This is a genomic window from Candidatus Microbacterium colombiense, from assembly GCA_029203165.1.
GTDB classification, from domain to species: Bacteria; Actinomycetota; Actinomycetes; order Actinomycetales; family Microbacteriaceae; genus Microbacterium; species Microbacterium colombiense.
Window position 1 is genome coordinate 2541521 of sequence record CP119308.1, and the last position, 16060, is coordinate 2557580.

At 67.2% G+C, this 16060-nt stretch carries 15 protein-coding genes, 2 tRNA genes and 2 pseudogenes; 2 read left to right on the forward strand and 17 right to left on the reverse strand.

The features are described 5' to 3' along the window. Nucleotides 1-21 precede the first annotated feature (21 nt). From P0Y60_12305 to P0Y60_12345, 9 genes are all read right to left on the reverse strand, one after another. On the reverse strand, nt 22-873 hold the full coding sequence (locus P0Y60_12305; protein WEK60114.1) for an aldehyde dehydrogenase family protein: 852 nt from the start codon (nt 871-873) through the stop codon (nt 22-24). Next, a complete protein-coding gene (locus P0Y60_12310; GenBank protein ID WEK60115.1) occupies nt 870-2312 on the reverse strand; it encodes an aldehyde dehydrogenase family protein in 1443 nt (480 codons plus the stop codon). Before P0Y60_12310 ends, P0Y60_12305 begins: the two co-directional genes overlap by 4 nt. 10 nt (nt 2313-2322) lie before the next feature. Then, entirely contained in the window at nt 2323-3324 is a 1002-nt protein-coding gene (gene deoC, locus P0Y60_12315) for a deoxyribose-phosphate aldolase (protein WEK60116.1), read from the reverse strand. Further along, nucleotides 3321-4256 (reverse strand): sugar-binding domain-containing protein, encoded by a 936-nt coding sequence (locus P0Y60_12320; GenBank protein ID WEK60117.1) that lies wholly within the window; start codon nt 4254-4256, stop codon nt 3321-3323. Before P0Y60_12320 ends, deoC begins: the two co-directional genes overlap by 4 nt. A 154-nt stretch (nt 4257-4410) precedes the next feature. Beyond that, entirely contained in the window at nt 4411-5052 is a 642-nt protein-coding gene (locus P0Y60_12325) for an ATP-dependent Clp protease proteolytic subunit (protein WEK60118.1), read from the reverse strand. 20 nt (nt 5053-5072) lie between these two features. Further along, nucleotides 5073-5669, reverse strand: coding sequence for an ATP-dependent Clp protease proteolytic subunit (locus tag P0Y60_12330; protein WEK60119.1), 597 nt, complete (start codon nt 5667-5669; stop codon nt 5073-5075). An 81-nt stretch (nt 5670-5750) separates the two neighbouring features. Then, on the reverse strand, nt 5751-6233 hold the full coding sequence (locus P0Y60_12335) for a tetratricopeptide repeat protein (protein ID WEK60120.1): 483 nt from the start codon (nt 6231-6233) through the stop codon (nt 5751-5753). Between the two features lie 70 nt (nt 6234-6303). Further along, the gene (gene tig / locus P0Y60_12340) at nt 6304-7782 is read right to left on the reverse strand and encodes a trigger factor (GenBank protein WEK60121.1); all 1479 of its coding nucleotides are present in this window, start codon (nt 7780-7782) and stop codon (nt 6304-6306) included. A 61-nt stretch (nt 7783-7843) separates the two neighbouring features. Next, nucleotides 7844-7917 (reverse strand) — tRNA-Pro (locus tag P0Y60_12345). Between the two features lie 109 nt (nt 7918-8026). Between P0Y60_12345 and P0Y60_12350 the strand changes: the two genes are divergently transcribed. Both P0Y60_12350 and P0Y60_12355 read left to right on the forward strand, forming a co-directional pair. Further along, nucleotides 8027-8097 (forward strand) — tRNA-Gly (locus tag P0Y60_12350). Between the two features lie 98 nt (nt 8098-8195). Beyond that, nucleotides 8196-9410 carry a hypothetical protein gene (locus P0Y60_12355; protein WEK60122.1) on the forward strand — a complete coding sequence of 405 codons (1215 nt, stop codon included), beginning with the start codon at nt 8196-8198 and terminating at the stop codon, nt 9408-9410. 73 nt (nt 9411-9483) lie between these two features. Here P0Y60_12355 and P0Y60_12360 read toward each other — a convergent pair whose 3' ends face one another. The 8 genes and pseudogenes from P0Y60_12360 to rapZ form a co-directional block, all read right to left on the reverse strand. After that, the gene (locus P0Y60_12360; protein ID WEK60123.1) at nt 9484-9837 is read right to left on the reverse strand and encodes an RNA polymerase-binding protein RbpA; all 354 of its coding nucleotides are present in this window, start codon (nt 9835-9837) and stop codon (nt 9484-9486) included. Continuing rightward, nucleotides 9837-10085: a preprotein translocase subunit SecG gene (gene secG, locus P0Y60_12365; GenBank protein WEK60124.1), complete on the reverse strand. Its 249-nt coding sequence runs from the start codon at nt 10083-10085 to the stop codon at nt 9837-9839. Before secG ends, P0Y60_12360 begins: the two co-directional genes overlap by 1 nt. Before the next feature lie 81 nt (nt 10086-10166). Beyond that, nucleotides 10167-10959 (reverse strand): annotated as a pseudogene (gene tpiA, locus P0Y60_12370) (triose-phosphate isomerase). Then, the gene (locus P0Y60_12375) at nt 10950-12164 is read right to left on the reverse strand and encodes a phosphoglycerate kinase (GenBank protein ID WEK60125.1); all 1215 of its coding nucleotides are present in this window, start codon (nt 12162-12164) and stop codon (nt 10950-10952) included. The pseudogene tpiA and the gene P0Y60_12375 overlap by 10 nt, the downstream one beginning before the upstream one ends. 10 nt (nt 12165-12174) lie before the next feature. Next, nucleotides 12175-13186, reverse strand: a pseudogene (gene gap, locus P0Y60_12380) (type I glyceraldehyde-3-phosphate dehydrogenase). Between the two features lie 115 nt (nt 13187-13301). After that, nucleotides 13302-13928, reverse strand: a complete 627-nt coding sequence (locus tag P0Y60_12385) for a superoxide dismutase (GenBank protein WEK60126.1) — start codon at nt 13926-13928, stop codon at nt 13302-13304. Nucleotides 13929-14111: 183 nt separating this feature from the next. Next, nucleotides 14112-15089 (reverse strand): DNA-binding protein WhiA, encoded by a 978-nt coding sequence (gene whiA, locus P0Y60_12390; protein ID WEK60127.1) that lies wholly within the window; start codon nt 15087-15089, stop codon nt 14112-14114. 68 nt (nt 15090-15157) lie between these two features. Continuing rightward, the gene (gene rapZ / locus P0Y60_12395) at nt 15158-16030 is read right to left on the reverse strand and encodes an RNase adapter RapZ (GenBank protein WEK60128.1); all 873 of its coding nucleotides are present in this window, start codon (nt 16028-16030) and stop codon (nt 15158-15160) included. Nucleotides 16031-16060: the final 30 nt, after the last annotated feature.

Sequence of the window (16060 nt, forward strand, 5' to 3'; positions counted from 1 at the left end):
CCTCTCGTGGATGAGGGGTCGTCAGACCATGCTCTTCGTGTGCCAGACGGTCTTGACCTCTGTGAAGGCCCCGATGCGTTCGGGTGATGCGACGACGTCGCCCGGGGTCAGCACGCGCTTGAGCGTATCGGCCGCGGCGATCTGCAGATCGACCCAGTCGAGCGCGCCGGCACCGGCGAGGTCGAGCGCGTTCACGTCCTGATGCGAGGCGAGCCACGGCGCGATCTCGGCGGGCGACCCGGTGATCACATTGACGACTCCCCCGGGCACGTCGCTGGTCGCGAGCACCTCGGCGAGGCTGATCGCCGACAGCGGGTGCTTCTCGCTGGCGATCACGACCACGGTGTTGCCCGCGACGAGTGCAGGAGCGACGACGGAGACGAAGCCCAGCAGCGAGGAGTCCTGCGGTGCGATGATCGCGACGACACCGGTCGGTTCGGGCACCGAGATGTTGAAGTACGGACCGGACACCGGGTTGGCGTTGCCCGCGACCTGCGCGTACTTGTCGCACCATCCGGCGTACCAGACCCAGAGATCGATGGCATCGTCGACCTGTGTCGTCGCCGCCGAGACCGACAGGCCCTCCTGCGCCACGACCTCGTCGATGAACTGGGCACGGCGGCCCTCCAGCACCTCGGCCACGCGGTAGAGCACCTGTCCGCGGTTGTACGCGGTGGCGCCGGACCAGCCCTTGACCGCCGAGCGGGCTGCCACGACGGCGTCGCGGGCGTCCTTGCGCGAGCCCTGGGCCGCGTTCGCGAGGAACGCCCCCTTCTTCGACAGAACCTCGTAGGTGCGGCCGGACTCGCTGCGCGGGAAGGCCCCGCCGATCGCGAGCTTGTACGTCTTCGGAACGGTCAGTCGCTTGCTCATGCTGCGGCTCCCTTCAGGTATGCCATGAGGCCCTGTCGTCCGCCCTCGCGGCCGTATCCGGACTCCTTGTATCCGCCGAAGGGGCTCGACGGGTCGAAACGGTTGAACGTGTTCGCCCACACCACACCGGCGCGCAGACGATCGGCGACGGCGAGGATGCGCGATCCCTTGTCCGACCAGATCCCGGCCGAGAGGCCGTAGGGGGTGTTGTTCGCCTTGGCGATCGCCTCGGCGGGCGTGCGGAAGGTGAGAACCGACAGCACGGGACCGAACACCTCGTCGCGCGCGATGCGGTGCGAGGCCTCGACGCCGGTGAAGATCGTCGGGGCGAACCAGTAGCCCTTGTCGGGGATCACGCAGTCCGCGGTCCAGCGCTCGGCGCCTTCGGCCTCGCCGATGTCGCTCAGTTCACGGATGCGGGCCAACTGCGCCGCCGAGTTGATGGCACCGATGTCGGTGTTCTTGTCGAGCGGGTCCCCCAGACGCAGGGTCGACAGACGGTTCTTCAGACGATCGATGACCTCGTCGTGGATGGACTCCTGCACGAGCAGACGGCTGCCGGCGCAGCACACATGCCCCTGGTTGAAGAAGATGCCGTTGACGATGCCCTCGACGGCCTGGTCGATCGGCGCGTCATCGAAGACGATGTTGGCGGCCTTCCCGCCGAGCTCGAGGGTCAGCTTCTTCGGCGTACCGGCGACGGCACGCGCGATGTCCCGACCGACGCCGGTGGAACCGGTGAAGGCCACCTTGTCGACGTCCGGGTGACGCACGAGCGACGCCCCCGTTGCACCGGCACCGGTCACGATGTTCACGACACCGGCGGGCAGATCGGCCTGCTGCAGGATCTCGGCGAAGATCAGTGCCGTGAGCGGCGTGGTCTCGGCGGGCTTGAGCACGACCGTGTTGCCGGCGGCCAGCGCGGGCGCGACCTTCCACGCGAGCATCAGCAACGGGAAGTTCCACGGGATGATCTGCCCGGCGACGCCGAGCGCGCGCGGGTTCGCGCCGAGCCCGGCGTGATCGAGCTTGTCGGCCCAGCCGGCGTAGTAGAAGAACCAGGAGGCGACGAGAGGCACGTCGACATCACGGCTCTCCTTGATCGGCTTGCCGTTGTCGAGGCTCTCGGCGACGGCGAGCTCACGAGCGCGCTCCTGCACCAGACGGGCGATACGGAAGAGGTACTTGCCGCGGTCGCGGCCGCTCATCTTCGACCACGTCTTCTCATAGGCGCGACGGGCGGCGGCGACAGCACGGTCGACGTCGTCATCGTTCGCCGACGCGATCTCGGCGATGCGCTTCTCGCTGGATGGCGAGATCGTGGTGAAGCTGGAGCCGGAGCCATCGACGAACTCGCCGTCGATGAACAGGCCGTAGCTGTCCTTGAGGTTCAGCACCGCGGTGGACTCGGGGGCCGGAGCGTATTCCAGGAAAGACATATGCGGGTTCCTAGTCGATCGTGACGTAGTCGGGGCCGGAGTAGTGGCCGGTGGTGAGCTTCTGGCGCTGCAGCAGCACGTCGTTCAGAAGGCTCGATGCGCCGAAGCGGAAGAGGTGCGGCTGGAGCCATTCCTCGCCGACCGTCTCAGCGACGGTCACGAGGTACTTCACGGCATCCTTCGAGGTGCGGATGCCGCCGGCCGGCTTCACGCCGATCTTCTCTCCGGTGCCCCGGTGCCAGTCGCGCACCGTCTCGAGCATCAGCAGCGTCGTCGGCAGGGTGGCGGCGGGCTGCACCTTGCCGGTGGACGTCTTGATGAAGTCACCGCCCGCGAGGATACCGAGCCAGGATGCTCGCTTGATGTTGTCGTAGGTGTTCAACTCGCCGGTCTCGAGGATGACCTTGAGCGATGCGGAGGAGCCATCGGCCCGGCGGCAGGCTTCCTTCACCTGAGCGATCTGGTCGAACACGAGTCCATATCGGCCGGACAGGAATGCCCCGCGATCGATCACCATGTCGATCTCGTCGGCTCCCGCCGCGACCGCCTCCGCGGTGTCGGCGAGCTTGATGGCCAAGGAAGACCGTCCGCTCGGGAACGCGGTGGCCACCGCGGCGACCGAGATCAGACCGTCGTCCGGGTCGCCGTGCAGCGCGCCGAGAGCTCCGACGGCGTCCGGCACCATGTCGCCGTACACACACACGGCGGCGACCTTCGGCGTCGACGGGTCCGCGGCATCCGGGTTCTTCGCCTTCGCGACGAGCGAGCGCACCTTGCCTGGTGTGTCGGCGCCCTCGAGCGTCGTGAGGTCGATGAGGCGGATGATCGTGTCGAGCGCCCAGGCCTTCGACGTCGTCTTGATCGAGCGGGTGCCGAGTCCGGCCGCGCGCTGCTCGAGTCCGACGGCGTCGACCCCGGGGAGCCCGTGCAGGAATCGTCGCAGGGTGGCATCGTCCGGCTCACCGCCGAGGACATCCACCGCCGCTCTGCGGCTGAGTTCTGTGGTCGTCATTGTTCCTCCAACAATGCTCGTGCTGTGGTCTCATCTGTCACCAGGACGCTGCACAGGCCACTGGTGACGACTGTGCGCGCGATGTCGTGCTTGGCGCGACCGGCGGTCACGAAGATCGCCCGCTCCGCGCTTCGGAGCCGGTCGAGGGCGACCCCGACCGTGCGGGCGTCGAGTTGCGCGTCGACGACGTTCCCCTCGGCGTCGACGTAGCGTCCGAGGACGTCGCCGACCGCACCGCGCCGCGCGAGTTCCTCCACGTCTTCGACGCTGAGGTAGCCGTTCTCCACGTGGGCGGAGCTCGCATCGCACGGGCCGGCGGTGAAGAGGAACGCCTGCGCTTCGGCGGCTTCTTCGAGGATCGCCGCGACGGTGCGGTCCGACTCGATCGCCTGCTTCGTCTCGACGCGTTCGAGGATCGCCGGGCTCGGGAGCAGGGAGACATGCCCCGACGCCCGTTGGGCGATCGTGACGGCAAGACCGGCTGCTCCGCCCGACCGACGGTTGAGGCTCACACCGCCGTTGAGCTGTACGACGGTGACCCCGCTCGCCCAGCCGTCCGGCAGAGCCTCCGCGACAGCGCGGAGTGTTCGTCCCCAGCTCACGCCGAGAGTGCGCGGCACGGGACGCAACGCCGTGAGGTAGTCGGCGGCCGCCTGGGCCACACGTTCGAGAGTACCCTCGTCACCGTCCGGAGCGGGCACCACGACGGCTTCGACGAGGCCGTAGCGTTCGACGAGGAGCCGCTCGAGGGCGAGGCGTCGAGCGCGCGGATGCACGATCTCGATCCGCACGATCCCGCGTTCGCGTGCCTGGGTGAGCAGACGACCCACCTTCCAGCGCGACACCTTGAGAAGGGCGCCGATCTCGTCCTGGGTCTTGTCCTCGTCGTAGTACAACTCGGCGATACGGACCATGAGCAGTTCGTCTTCCACGGCAACCTCCTTCCGCGTACAGCCTACGACCGAAACCGCGTACGCGCATGTCTTTGCTCATATGAGCACACGCTCTTCGGTGCGCTGCGCATCTGCCGCCCGGACACGCAGAAAGGGCGGCAGTCTCGATGACTGCCGCCCTTTCTGAGGGGAACTACGCGCGCTTTCGCGAGGTGAGCACCTGGTCGACGATGCCGTACTCCAGAGCCTGTGCCGCGGAGAGGATGTTGTCGCGGTCGATGTCGCGGTTGATCTGCTCGACGGGCTTTCCCGTGTGCGCAGCCATCGTCTCCTCGAGCCAGGTGCGCATACGGAGGATCTCCGCCGCCTGGATCTCGATATCGGACGCCTGCCCCTGACCGGCCTCGCCCATGGCGGGCTGGTGGATCAGAACGCGGGCGTTCGGCAGTGCGAGGCGCTTGCCGGGAGCACCGGCCGCGAGCAACACGGACGCCGCGGACGCCGCCTGGCCGAGCACGACGGTCTGGATCTGCGGCGCGACGTACTGCATCGTGTCGTAGATCGCGGTCATCGCGGTGAAGGAGCCGCCCGGGGAGTTGATGTACATCGTGATGTCACGCTCGGCATCCTGGCTCTCGAGAACCAGGAGCTGCGCCATCACGTCATCGGCCGAAGCGTCGTCGACCTGCACGCCCAGGAAGATCACGCGATCCTCGAAGAGCTTGTTGTACGGGTCCTGGCGCTTGAAGCCGTAAGCCGTGCGCTCCTCGAACTGCGGGAGCACGTAGCGGCTGGAAGGAAGGTTTCCCGCGGATTGGAAAGTGGGGGTGTACATGGTGTCCTTTCGAATCCGGATTACTCTGCGGTGTCCGCAGTGCCGCCGCCGCCGGTGACGTCGCTGGCGTGTTCGCGGATGTGGTCCACGAAACCGTACTCGAGCGCCTCGTCGGCCGTGAACCACCGGTCGCGGTCGCCGTCCTCGTTGATCTGCTCGACGGACTTTCCGGTCTGTCCCGCCGTGATCTCGGCCAGACGCTTCTTCATCGACAGGATGAGCTGCGCCTGGGTCTGGATGTCGCTCGAGGTACCGCCGAAGCCACCGTGCGGCTGGTGCAGCAGAACGCGTGCGTTCGGCGTGATGTAGCGCTTGCCCTTGGTGCCACTGGTCAACAGCAGCTGGCCCATCGACGCGGCCATGCCGATGCCGACGGTGACGATGTCGTTCGGCACGAACTGCATCGTGTCGTAGATCGCCATTCCCGCGGTGATCGATCCACCGGGCGAGTTGATGTAGAGGTAGATGTCCTTCTCAGAGTCCTCTGCGGCGAGAAGAAGGATCTTCGCGCAGATCTCGTTGGCATTCTGGTCGCGCACCTCCGAGCCAAGCCAGATGATGCGGTCCTTCAACAGTCGGTCGAAGACGCTCGTTGCGACGAGGGGTTCTGCAGCCATGTCAGCTCCTGATTCCGTGTTTCAGTGATTCGAATCTACCGGCGACGACGCAGGGCTCAGGCCGTGTTCGCCGTCGGCATATCAGCGTGGCGGAGCAGTGAGCTCGCTCGCGTATCCGGTGACCGATCGCGTGTACCTCGGCAGGTGCGGCGCGAGCGCGGTGAGAGCGATCGAGGCCCCGAGCACCGCGTCCCCTCGCGACACCAGCGCCAGCGCATAGAACGCGGCGGCGGCATCGACGAACGGCCCACCTCGCTCGTACTCAGCCCGCAGCATCTCGATCGACTCGTCGATCCGACCGAGGTTGCGCACCGTGCTGGCGAGCTGGATCACCGCCTGGGGACGATGCTCCTCATCGAGCCCTGCAGCCAACGCGGCGCGATAGAGCGGCTCGGCCTCCGACTCGATCCCTGCGGAATCACGAGCACCCGCGCGCTCGAACAATGCACGTGCATCGCCCTCTGGCCGTTCGCTCGCCTCGGCATCGATCCGCTCGATCCGTTCGCGGTCACTCAGGTTCTCATCGGCCCAGATCGCGGCAATCCGGTCATCCCAGTCCTGCATGCTGTCTCCCTTCGGTGACGACAGAGGGGCGGATGCCGCAGCATCCGCCCCTCTCAGAATCGCTTCGCGATCACTCCGCCTTGTCGGCGGCCTTCTTCGCGGGTGCCTTCTTGGCAGCAGGCTTCTTGGCCGGCGCCTTCTCGGCTGCGGGCTCTTCGGCCTCGGCCGCATCCGCCTTCTTGGCCGGAGCCTTCTTAGCGGCAGGCTTCTTCGCGGGAGCCTTCTTGGCCGGCTTCTCGTCAGCTTCTGCCTCAGCCACGACCGACTCGTCGTCGACGACGATGAAGTCGGAGAGGTCGACGGTCTTGCCGTTGGTGTCGACGACCTTCACCTTGCCGAGCGTGATCGCGAGTGCCTTGTTGCGCGCGACCTCGCCGACGAGGGCAGGGAGCTGGTTCGACGACTGCAGTGCCTCGACGAACTCCTGGGGCGCCATGCCGTACTGCGCGGCGGACTGCACGAGGTACTGGCTGAGCTCCTCCTGTGAGACCTGCACATCGGCCTGCTCGGCGATCGTGTCGAGCAGCACCTGCGTGCGGAACTGCTTCTCGCTCGCCTCGGTGACCTCGGCACGGTGCACGTCGTCCTCGAGGCGGCCTTCGCCCTCGAGGTGGCTGTGCACCTCGTCCTCGATGAGCTGCGGCGGCACGGGGATCTCGATCTGCTCGAGCAGCGTCTCGACGAGCTTGTCGCGAGCGGCGGAGCCCTGGGTGAACACGCCCTGCTGCGCGACGCGCTCGGCGAGGCTCTCGCGGAGCTCGGCGATCGTGTCGAACTCGCTCGCGATCTGCGCGAAGTCGTCATCAGCCTCGGGAAGCTCGCGCTCCTTGACGGCCTTGACCGACACCGAGACCTCGGCCTCGGAACCGGCGTGGTCGCCACCGACGAGCGAGGAGCGGAACGTGGTGTCCTCACCGGCGGTCAGCGACTCGATCGCGTCGTCGATGCCCTCGAGCAGCTCGCCGGAGCCGATCTCGTAGGAGACGCCCTCGGCGCGGTCGATCTCGGCGCCATCGATCGTGGCGACCAGGTCGAGCTCGACGAAGTCTCCCTTGGCGGCCGGACGGTCGACGGTCACGAGCGTGCCGAAGCGCGCGCGCATGTTGTCGAGCTCGGCGTCGAGAGCGGCGGCATCCGCCTCGACGGCGTCGACGGTCACCGTGATGCCGTCGTACGAGGGGAGATCGATCTCGGGACGGACGTCGACCTCGACGTCGACGAGCAGGTCGCCGGAGAAGTCCTTCTCGTTGGGCCACTGCGTGATGTCGGCTGCCGGGCGGCCGACGACACGGAGCTTGTGCTCGACCGTGGCCTCACGGAAGAACTTGTCGAGGCCTTCATTGACCGCGTGCTCGATGACCGCGCCGCGACCGATGCGCTGGTCGATGATCGGTGCAGGGACCTTGCCCTTGCGGAATCCGGGGATCTGGACGTCCTGAGCGATGTGCTCGTATGCGTGAGCGATGCTCGGCTTGAGGTCGTCCGGGGTGACCGTGATGCTGAGCTTGACCCGGGTGGGGGTCAGCTTCTCGACGGTGCTGTTCGCCATGCTGGTGTGTCTCCTTGTGGTTTCCGCGCTGACACGCGGCTTGAAGGCTTGTCGAGCCGTGTCGGGGCGACAGGAGTTGAACCTGCGACCTCCCGCTCCCAAAGCGGGCGCTCTACCAAGCTGAGCTACGCCCCGGGGAATCCGCACGCAGATTCAGCCCAATCGAGTCTAACGGACGGGAGCACCCCCGACAGTCCGCTATGCTCGATGAGTCGGGTCGTGCGATTCTCGAACGCCTGACAACGGGGCTGTAGCTTAGTGGTAAAGCCTTAGTCTTCCAAACTAATGATGCGGGTTCGATTCCCGTCAGCCCCTCCGTTCACAGAACCCCCCGCCCACCGGCGGGGGGTTCTGTCTTTCCTGGCTAAACTCGTCGGAACGCCGGCGCCCGTCGCCGATCGAGGGGGGATGCCGTGATCGAAGAGAGTCCGATCCACGGCGCTGGCGCGCCCTCCGAGGGCGGACACACCGTCCCGCTCCGGTTCTCCGAGAACCCGCCTCTCCCCACTCCTCCGCGCCGCAGGCGGACCGGACTGCTTCTCGGCATCACCGGCGCCGTCCTGCTGATCGCGGCCGCCGGCACCGTCCAGGTGACCGCCAACGCCGGCTACGACACCGCCGAGCAGGACTTCCGCGCTGCAGCACGGTCGACCGCCGAGACGAGGACCGAGGTCGATGATGCCCGCAACCTGCTCGAAGGCACCACCGATTCGGCGGCGCTGATCCTCGACGGCGACACCGGAGCCCTGGTCGACCCCGCGGCCAAGGAGGCCGTGGCCGAGGCGGCATCCACCGCCACGGAGGCTCTGGCCTCAGCCGATTCGCTGCTCGCCGAGCGCGTGCCCGCCGTCGGCGAGAAGCCGATCTGGTTCTGGGAACTCCTCGGGGCGACCGGATCGCTGGAGCAGGACCGCCGCGACGTCGATGCGCTCGAGGAACGTCTGGGCGAGGCGACGGGCGAGATCTCCGTCGCCACGGACTCCCTCACCGATGCGGGGATCACACTGCTCACGACCACGGCCGACTCGGCCACCGCCTTCGAGGCAGCCCACCTCTCGGCGAAGAACGATGCCGTGATAGCGCTACGCGACTCTGCGGTCGCAGCGGCCGGGACGACGGCGATCGACGAAGACGCCGTCACGGCCTTCACCGCTCTCCAGACGGCGGCGGCCCAGCTCGTGGCTTCCGAGAAGTCGGAGTTGGCCGAGAAGTCGGGCCCGCTGCTGAACGCTCGGCTCGAGATCGAGGCATTCGCTCGAAAGCTCGCACCCGGCGTGCTCCTGGACTTCGATTGGGCTCCGATCGTGAACGGCGTCGGGTACGACGGCAGCATGGGCGGGTACACGACGTGGTGGTGGGACGACCCGGGCCGGGCCACGATCGAGCTGTCGAACTCCGTGGCGGAGCAGTGGCCGGCGGATCGCAGCAAAGCGCTCGTCGCGCACGAGGTCGGTCATGCGATCAGCGTCAAATGCGCCGACATGTACGACTCGTCCACGCAGGACAGCATCGAGAAGTGGGCGACGGCCTGGGCCATCAGCATGGGCTACACGGACGACGCGAACGGCGTGTGGGCGTACGGCTACCCGCCGCAGAACTACATCGACGCCGCCGCAGGCTGCCGCTGACCTCGCGCATCCGGCGGAAACGACGAAGCCGCCGCGATCGCTCGCGACGGCTTCGATGTCTGTCAGACGGAGGTCACTGCCCCCGACGCTCACGCAGCTGCGTCAGCGCGTCGTCGAGCAGCTGTACGGCCTCTTCGTCGGTACGACGCTCCTTCACGTAGGCGAGGTGCGTCTTGTACGGCTCCGGCTTCGCCAGTGCCGGCGGGTTCGCCTTGTCGCGCCCGGCGGGGAGACCCGACTGCGGGTGATCGATCGTCTCGGGGATCTCCTCCTCGGGGAGACCGGCGGCGAAGTAGCGAACCGTCTCGTTGCCGAGTCCGTCCCAGTACGACACCGCGATGCGGTCGGCGTGGTAGCCGTGGTCCTGCTCCCCCATGGGGCCGGAACCGACACGGGTTCCGCGAATAGCGTTACCACCGGTAGCCATCAGATCACCTCGAACTTCGTGATGAGGCCGAGCGCGACGATCGCCACGAACCAGGCCAGTGCCAGGACGACGGTGAAGCGGTTGAGGTTCCGCTCCGCGAGGCCGGAGGAACCCACCGCCGAAGTCATGCCTCCGCCGAACATGTCGGACAGGCCGCCACCGCGACCCTTGTGCAGGAGGATGAGGAGGGTCAGCAGGACGCTGGTGATACCCAGCACCACCTGCAGGACGAACTCGAGAATTGCCACGAGAAAGAGCCTTTCGCTGGGGCAGGAGCGCCCCCGTAACGGTCAAGTATACGGTGCAGCGGGGCCGAAGCCCCGCCGCACTCACACGCCGACGTGCTTCTCGAAGCGGATGATCGCGGCGAACTCGTCGACGACGAGGCTCGCGCCGCCGACCAGCGCACCGTCGACATCGGGCTCGCGCATGAAGCTCGCGATGTTCGCCGACTTCACCGATCCGCCGTAGAGGACGCGGGTGCTGCGCCGCAGCATCCTCACCGAGGACCTTGGCGATCACGCCGCGCAGCGTGGCGCAGACGTCCTGCGCCTGCTGCGGCGTCGCGGCCTGGCCGGAGCCGATCGCCCACACGGGCTCGTAGGCCACGACGATGTCGGCGGTCGGCGACACACCCTGCAGGGCGGCCTCCAGCTGTCCGACCGGAACCGCGCTGGCGCCGAACTTCTCGAGGTCCTCCGCCGTCTCGCCCACGCAGATCACCGGCACGAGTCCGTGCTTCAGCGACGCCTGCACCTTGGCGGCCACCACGTCATCGCCCTCGGCGTGGTACTCACGACGCTCCGAGTGACCGATGATGACGTACTTCGCGTCGAGCTTCGCCAGGAACGCGCCGGACACCTCACCGGTGTACGCACCGGAGTCGTGTGCCGAGACGTCCTGCGCACCGAGCGAGAACGGGATCTTGTCCGCGTCGATCAGGGTCTGCACGCTGCGGATGTCGGTGAACGGCGGGAAGACCGCCACCTCGACAGAGCCGTCCTCGTGCTTCGCGTCCTTGAGCGTCCAGTGCAGCTTCTGCACGAACGCGACCGCCTGCAGGTGGTCCAGGTTCATCTTCCAGTTGCCCGCGATCAGCGGGGTACGGGTTGCTATGCCCATCCGAGCACCTCCAGGCCGGGTAGTTTCTTGCCCTCGAGGAACTCGAGGCTTGCGCCGCCGCCGGTCGAGATATGACCGAACTGGTCGTCGGTGAAGCCGAGCTGACGCACGGCAGCGGCGGAATCGCCACCGCCGACCACGCTGAGGCCGTCGACCTCGGTGAGCGCCTGCGCGACCGTCTTGGTGCCGGCCGCGAACGCCGGGAACTCGAACACGCCCATCGGGCCGTTCCAGAACACCGTCTTGGATCCGCGGATGACCTCGGCGAATCGCGCCGCGGTCTCCGGGCCGATGTCGAGGCCGATGCCCGAGGCGCCGAACGGCGTCGACTCGATGGCGTCGGCCGCGGCGACCTCATGGGCCGCATCGGCACCGAACGATGCCGCGACGACGACGTCCGCGGGAAGCACGATCTCCACGCCGCGCTCGGCCGCTTCCGCGAGGTACCCGCGGACCGTGTCGAGCTGGTCCTCTTCCAGGAGGCTCGACGCCACGGGTGCCCCTGAGCCTTGAGGAAGGTGAACAGCATGCCGCCGCCGACGAGGATCGTGTCGACTCGCGGGCAGCAGGTGCGAGATGACTCCGAGCTTGTCGCTGACCTTCGACCCGCCGAGCACGACCGCGTACGGCCGCTCCGGGTTCTCGGTGAGACGGTCGAGCACGTCGAGCTCGGCGGCGATCAGCAGACCGGCGGCCGACGGCAGCAGTTCGGCGAGCTCGTAGACGCTCGCCTGCTTGCGGTGCACGACACCGAAGCCGTCCGACACGAGCACGTCACCGAGTTCGGCCAGCTCTGCGGCGAATGACGCGCGAGTGGCGTCGTCCTTCGCGGTCTCACCGGCGTTGAAGCGGAGGTTCTCGATCACGACGACTCCACCGTCTTCGAGCGACGCAACCGCTTCCTGTGCCGACTCGCCGACCGTGTCGCGCGCGAACGCGACGGGCTTGCCGAGCAGCTCCGACAGTCGCTGAGCGACCGGCTCGAGGCTGTACTGAGGATCGGGCGCGCCGTCCGGGCGTCCGAGGTGGGAGCACACGACGACGCGGGCACCCGCGTTGATGAGTGCATTGAGGGTCGGCAAGGAGGCCCGAACGCGGCCATCGTCCGTGATGATCCCGTCCCGCAGGGGGACGTTGAGATCACAACGGACGATGACGCGCTTGCCTTCGAGCGACCCCAGCGTGTCCAGGGTGCGCAGAGTCATGTGTCTGAGCTTAGAGGCGCTCGGCCACGTACTCGGTCAGGTCGACGAGACGGTTGGAGTAGCCCCACTCGTTGTCGTACCAGCTGGAGACCTTGACGAGGTTGCCGCTGACGTTGGTCAGCGTCGCGTCGAAGATCGACGAGTGCGGGTTGTGCACGATGTCGCTCGAGACGATCTGGTCCTCGTTGTACTGCAGGAAGCCGGCCAGGCGACCCTCGGCAGCAGCCTTCTTGTACGCCTCGTTGACCTCTTCGACCGTCAGGTTCTCACGGTCGGTGATGAGCGTCAGGTCGACGATCGAGCCGGTGGGAACCGGCACGCGGTATGACGAGCCGCTCAGCTTGCCCTGGAGCTCGGGCAGAACCTCGCCGATCGCCTTGGCGGCACCGGTCGATGCCGGCGTGATGTTGATCGCGGCACCACGAGCACGGCGGAGGTCGCTGTGCGGGCCGTCCTGCAGGTTCTGGTCGGCCGTGTACGCGTGGGCGGTCATCATGAAGCCGCGGTCGATGCCGAACGCGTCGTTGAAGACCTGGGCGAGCGGCGCGAGGCAGTTCGTCGTGCAGGATGCGTTGGAGATGATGTGGTGCGCGGCGGGGTCGTACTTGTCCTCGTTCACGCCCATGACGAACGTGCCGTCGACGCCGGTGCCCGGAGCCGAGATGAGGACCTTCTTGGCGCCCGCATCGATGTGCTTCTTGGCGGCCTCGGCCTTGGTGAAGAATCCGGTCGACTCGATGACGATGTCGACACCCAGCTCGCCCCACGGGAGGTTGGCGGGGTCGCGCTCTGCGAACGCCTTGATCTCCTTGCCGTTCACCGTGATGCTGTCGTCGTCGAAGCTGATGTCAGCATCGAGGACGACCGCTGACGGAGTCGTACTTCAGAAGGTGGGCAAGGGTCTTGTTGTCGGTGAGGTCGTTGACCGCGACGATCTCGATGTCCGCTCCCTGCGCGAGAGCCGCGCGGAAGTAGTTGCGTCCGATACGGCCGAAGCCATTGATACCGATCTTGACAGACACTCAGGTCTCCCTGTTTCTCGTGCGCCGCGCGCAGCATTCCTGCGTACACGAAGCGCGGGGGGTTTTTGGCTGAGATGGCGTCCCGACGAGCCAGACTCGCCGGGACGCGACCCGATTACGACAGTACCAGCAGGCCGTTCGTCTGCTTGCGGGCAACCTCGAGGCGCTGGGCGACGTTCTCCCAGTTGGCGATGTTCCAGGCGGCCTTGACGTAGTCGGCCTTGACGTTCAGGTAGTCGAGGTAGAAGGCGTGCTCCCACATGTCGAGCTGGAACAGGGGGATCGTGCCCTGTGCGGTGTTCGACTGCTGGTCGAACAGCTGCTGGATGATCAGTCGCGAGCCGATCGAGTCCCAGCTGAGGACGGCCCAGCCGGAGCCCTGGATCCCGGTCGCTGCCGCCGTGAAGTGGGCCTGGAACTTCTCGAACGAGCCGAAGTACTCGTCGATCGCCGACTTGAGCTCGCCCTCGGGCTGGCCGCCGCCGTTCGGGGAGAGGTTGGTCCAGAAGATCGAGTGGTTGACGTGTCCGCCGAGGTTGAACGCGAGGTCCTTCTCGAGCTTGTTCACGTTCGCCAGGTTGCCGCTGTCGCGAGCCTCGGCGAGCTGGTCGAGTGCGGTGTTCGCCCCGGCGACGTAGGTCGCGTGGTGCTTGTCATGGTGGAGTTCCATGATCTTGCCGCTGATGTGCGGCTCGAGAGCTGCGAAGTCGTAGGGAAGGTCAGGGAGCGTGTAGGTCGCCATGTCGCTTTCATCCAATCCGCGCCGCGCCGCGGCGCTTGCCGATCCTCCGCGCCACCGATGTGCGGCGCCGAGCGGACGTTACTCATCCTAGTGACGTCAACGCGGAGCGGTACCTGATACTTCCCCCATATGACGCGAAAAGAGCCGGCCCCCTGAGGGACCGGCTCTGTCATGAGGAAGCGCTCAGACGTCGAGTCCGGCGGGCACCGCGGCTTCGGTTCCGGGGATGCCCTCCTGCTGGGCGCGCTTGTCCGCCATGGCGAGCAGGCGACGGATGCGACCGGCCACGGCGTCCTTCGTCAGGGGCGGGTCGGCGTGGTGGCCGAGTTCGTCGAGGCTGGCATCGCGGTGCGCCAGGCGCAGTTCCCCTGCCACCTTGAGATGGTCGGGAACCTCGTCGGCAAGGATCTCGAGCGCGCGCTCGACCCGTGCGCAGGCGGCGACCGCAGCCTGCGCGGAACGGCGCAGGTTCGCGTCGTCGAAGTTGACCAGGCGGTTCACGCCGGCACGAACCTCGCGGCGCTGCCGCAGCTCCTCCCAGGCGAGGGCCGTCTTCTGGGCACCCATCTCGCTCAGGACGGTACGGATGGCCTCGCCCTCGCGCACCACGACGCGCGGCATGCCCCGCACTTCACGGGCCTTGGCCGCGACGCCGAGTCGGTGCGCTGCTCCGACCAATGCCATCGCGGCCTCGGATGTCGGGCACACGACCTCGAGCATCGCGGAGCGGCCGGGCTCACTGAGCGTGCCCGCAGCGAGGAAAGCCCCGCGCCACAGCCCGGCGATCTCCGCACGAGACCCCGTGGTGAGACGGTTCGGAAGACCCCGCACAGGGCGACGACGCTGATCGAGCAGACCGGTCTGGCGGGCGAGGGTCTCCCCCGCGCCGATCACACGGACCGCCCAGCGCGCACCTTCGTTCGCGGTGCTCGACTGCACCTGTGCGATCTCCGGTCGCACACCGTAGATCTCTGCGAGATCGCGAGCGACACGGCGGGCCAGCGTCTCGGCATCCACCTCCGCCTCCACGGCCACACGACCTGCGATGGAATGCAGACCGCCGGCGAACCGGAGGATCGCGGTCACCTCGGCGACGCGCACCGTGGGGGGTGCGTTGCGGATGCTGACCAGCTCAGCCTTGACGTCGGTGGTTAGTGCCACGACACTCCTCTACGTTCACGCGCCGGATCGCGACGCAAACGTCCAGCCTACTCGGCCGGGCGCCCTTCTCACTCCCGCCCGAGGTCCCGGTGGCGCACGTTCACGGCGACTCCGGGGATCGCGGCCAGCCTGCGTGCGAGTTCTTCCGACATGGCCACGGAGCGATGTTTCCCCCCCGTACAGCCGATCGCGACCGTGGAGTGGCTCTTGTTCTCGCGCTGATATCCCTCCAGCACGGGCACCAGTGCCGCGGAGTATGCGTCGAGGAACTCCTTCGCACCCTCGCGGGACAGCACGTAGTCACGGACCGACTCATCCTGCCCGGTGAGACCGCGCAACTCCTCGTTCCAGAACGGGTTCGGGAGGAAGCGCATGTCTGCGACGAGGTCGACATCGGTGGGGAGGCCGTACTTGAAGCCGAAGCTCAGCAGCGTCACACGGTGACGTGCCGCCCCCTCCTCGGAGAAGAGTTCGGAGACCTGTGTGGCGAGCTGATGGATGTTGAGCGACGACGTGTCGATGACCAGATCCGCGGCCTCGCGGATGGGGGCGAGTCGATTCCGTTCGATTCGGATGCCATCGAGCAGCGTGCCATCGCCCTGCAGCGGCTGCGGACGCCGCACGGCTTCGAACCGGCGCACGAGTACGTCGTCGGCGGCATCGAGGAAGAGCACCCGCACGGAACCTCGGGAGCGCAGCGCCCGAGCGACTCCGGGGAAGTCATCGAAGAGGTTGCGGCCGCGGACGTCCACCACCGCAGCGACTCTCGGAAGCGCGTTGCCGCCCATGTCGGTGAGGTCGAGCAACGGACGGAGGATCTGCGGGGGGAGGTTGTCCACGACGTACCACCCCAGATCCTCCAACGCGTTCGCCACAGTCGTCCGGCCCGCGCCGGACATGCCCGTGACAATGAGGAATTCGCCCTTTTCCCCGTCAGACATCTCTCACTACTCCTTCTCCCCCTCGCAGTC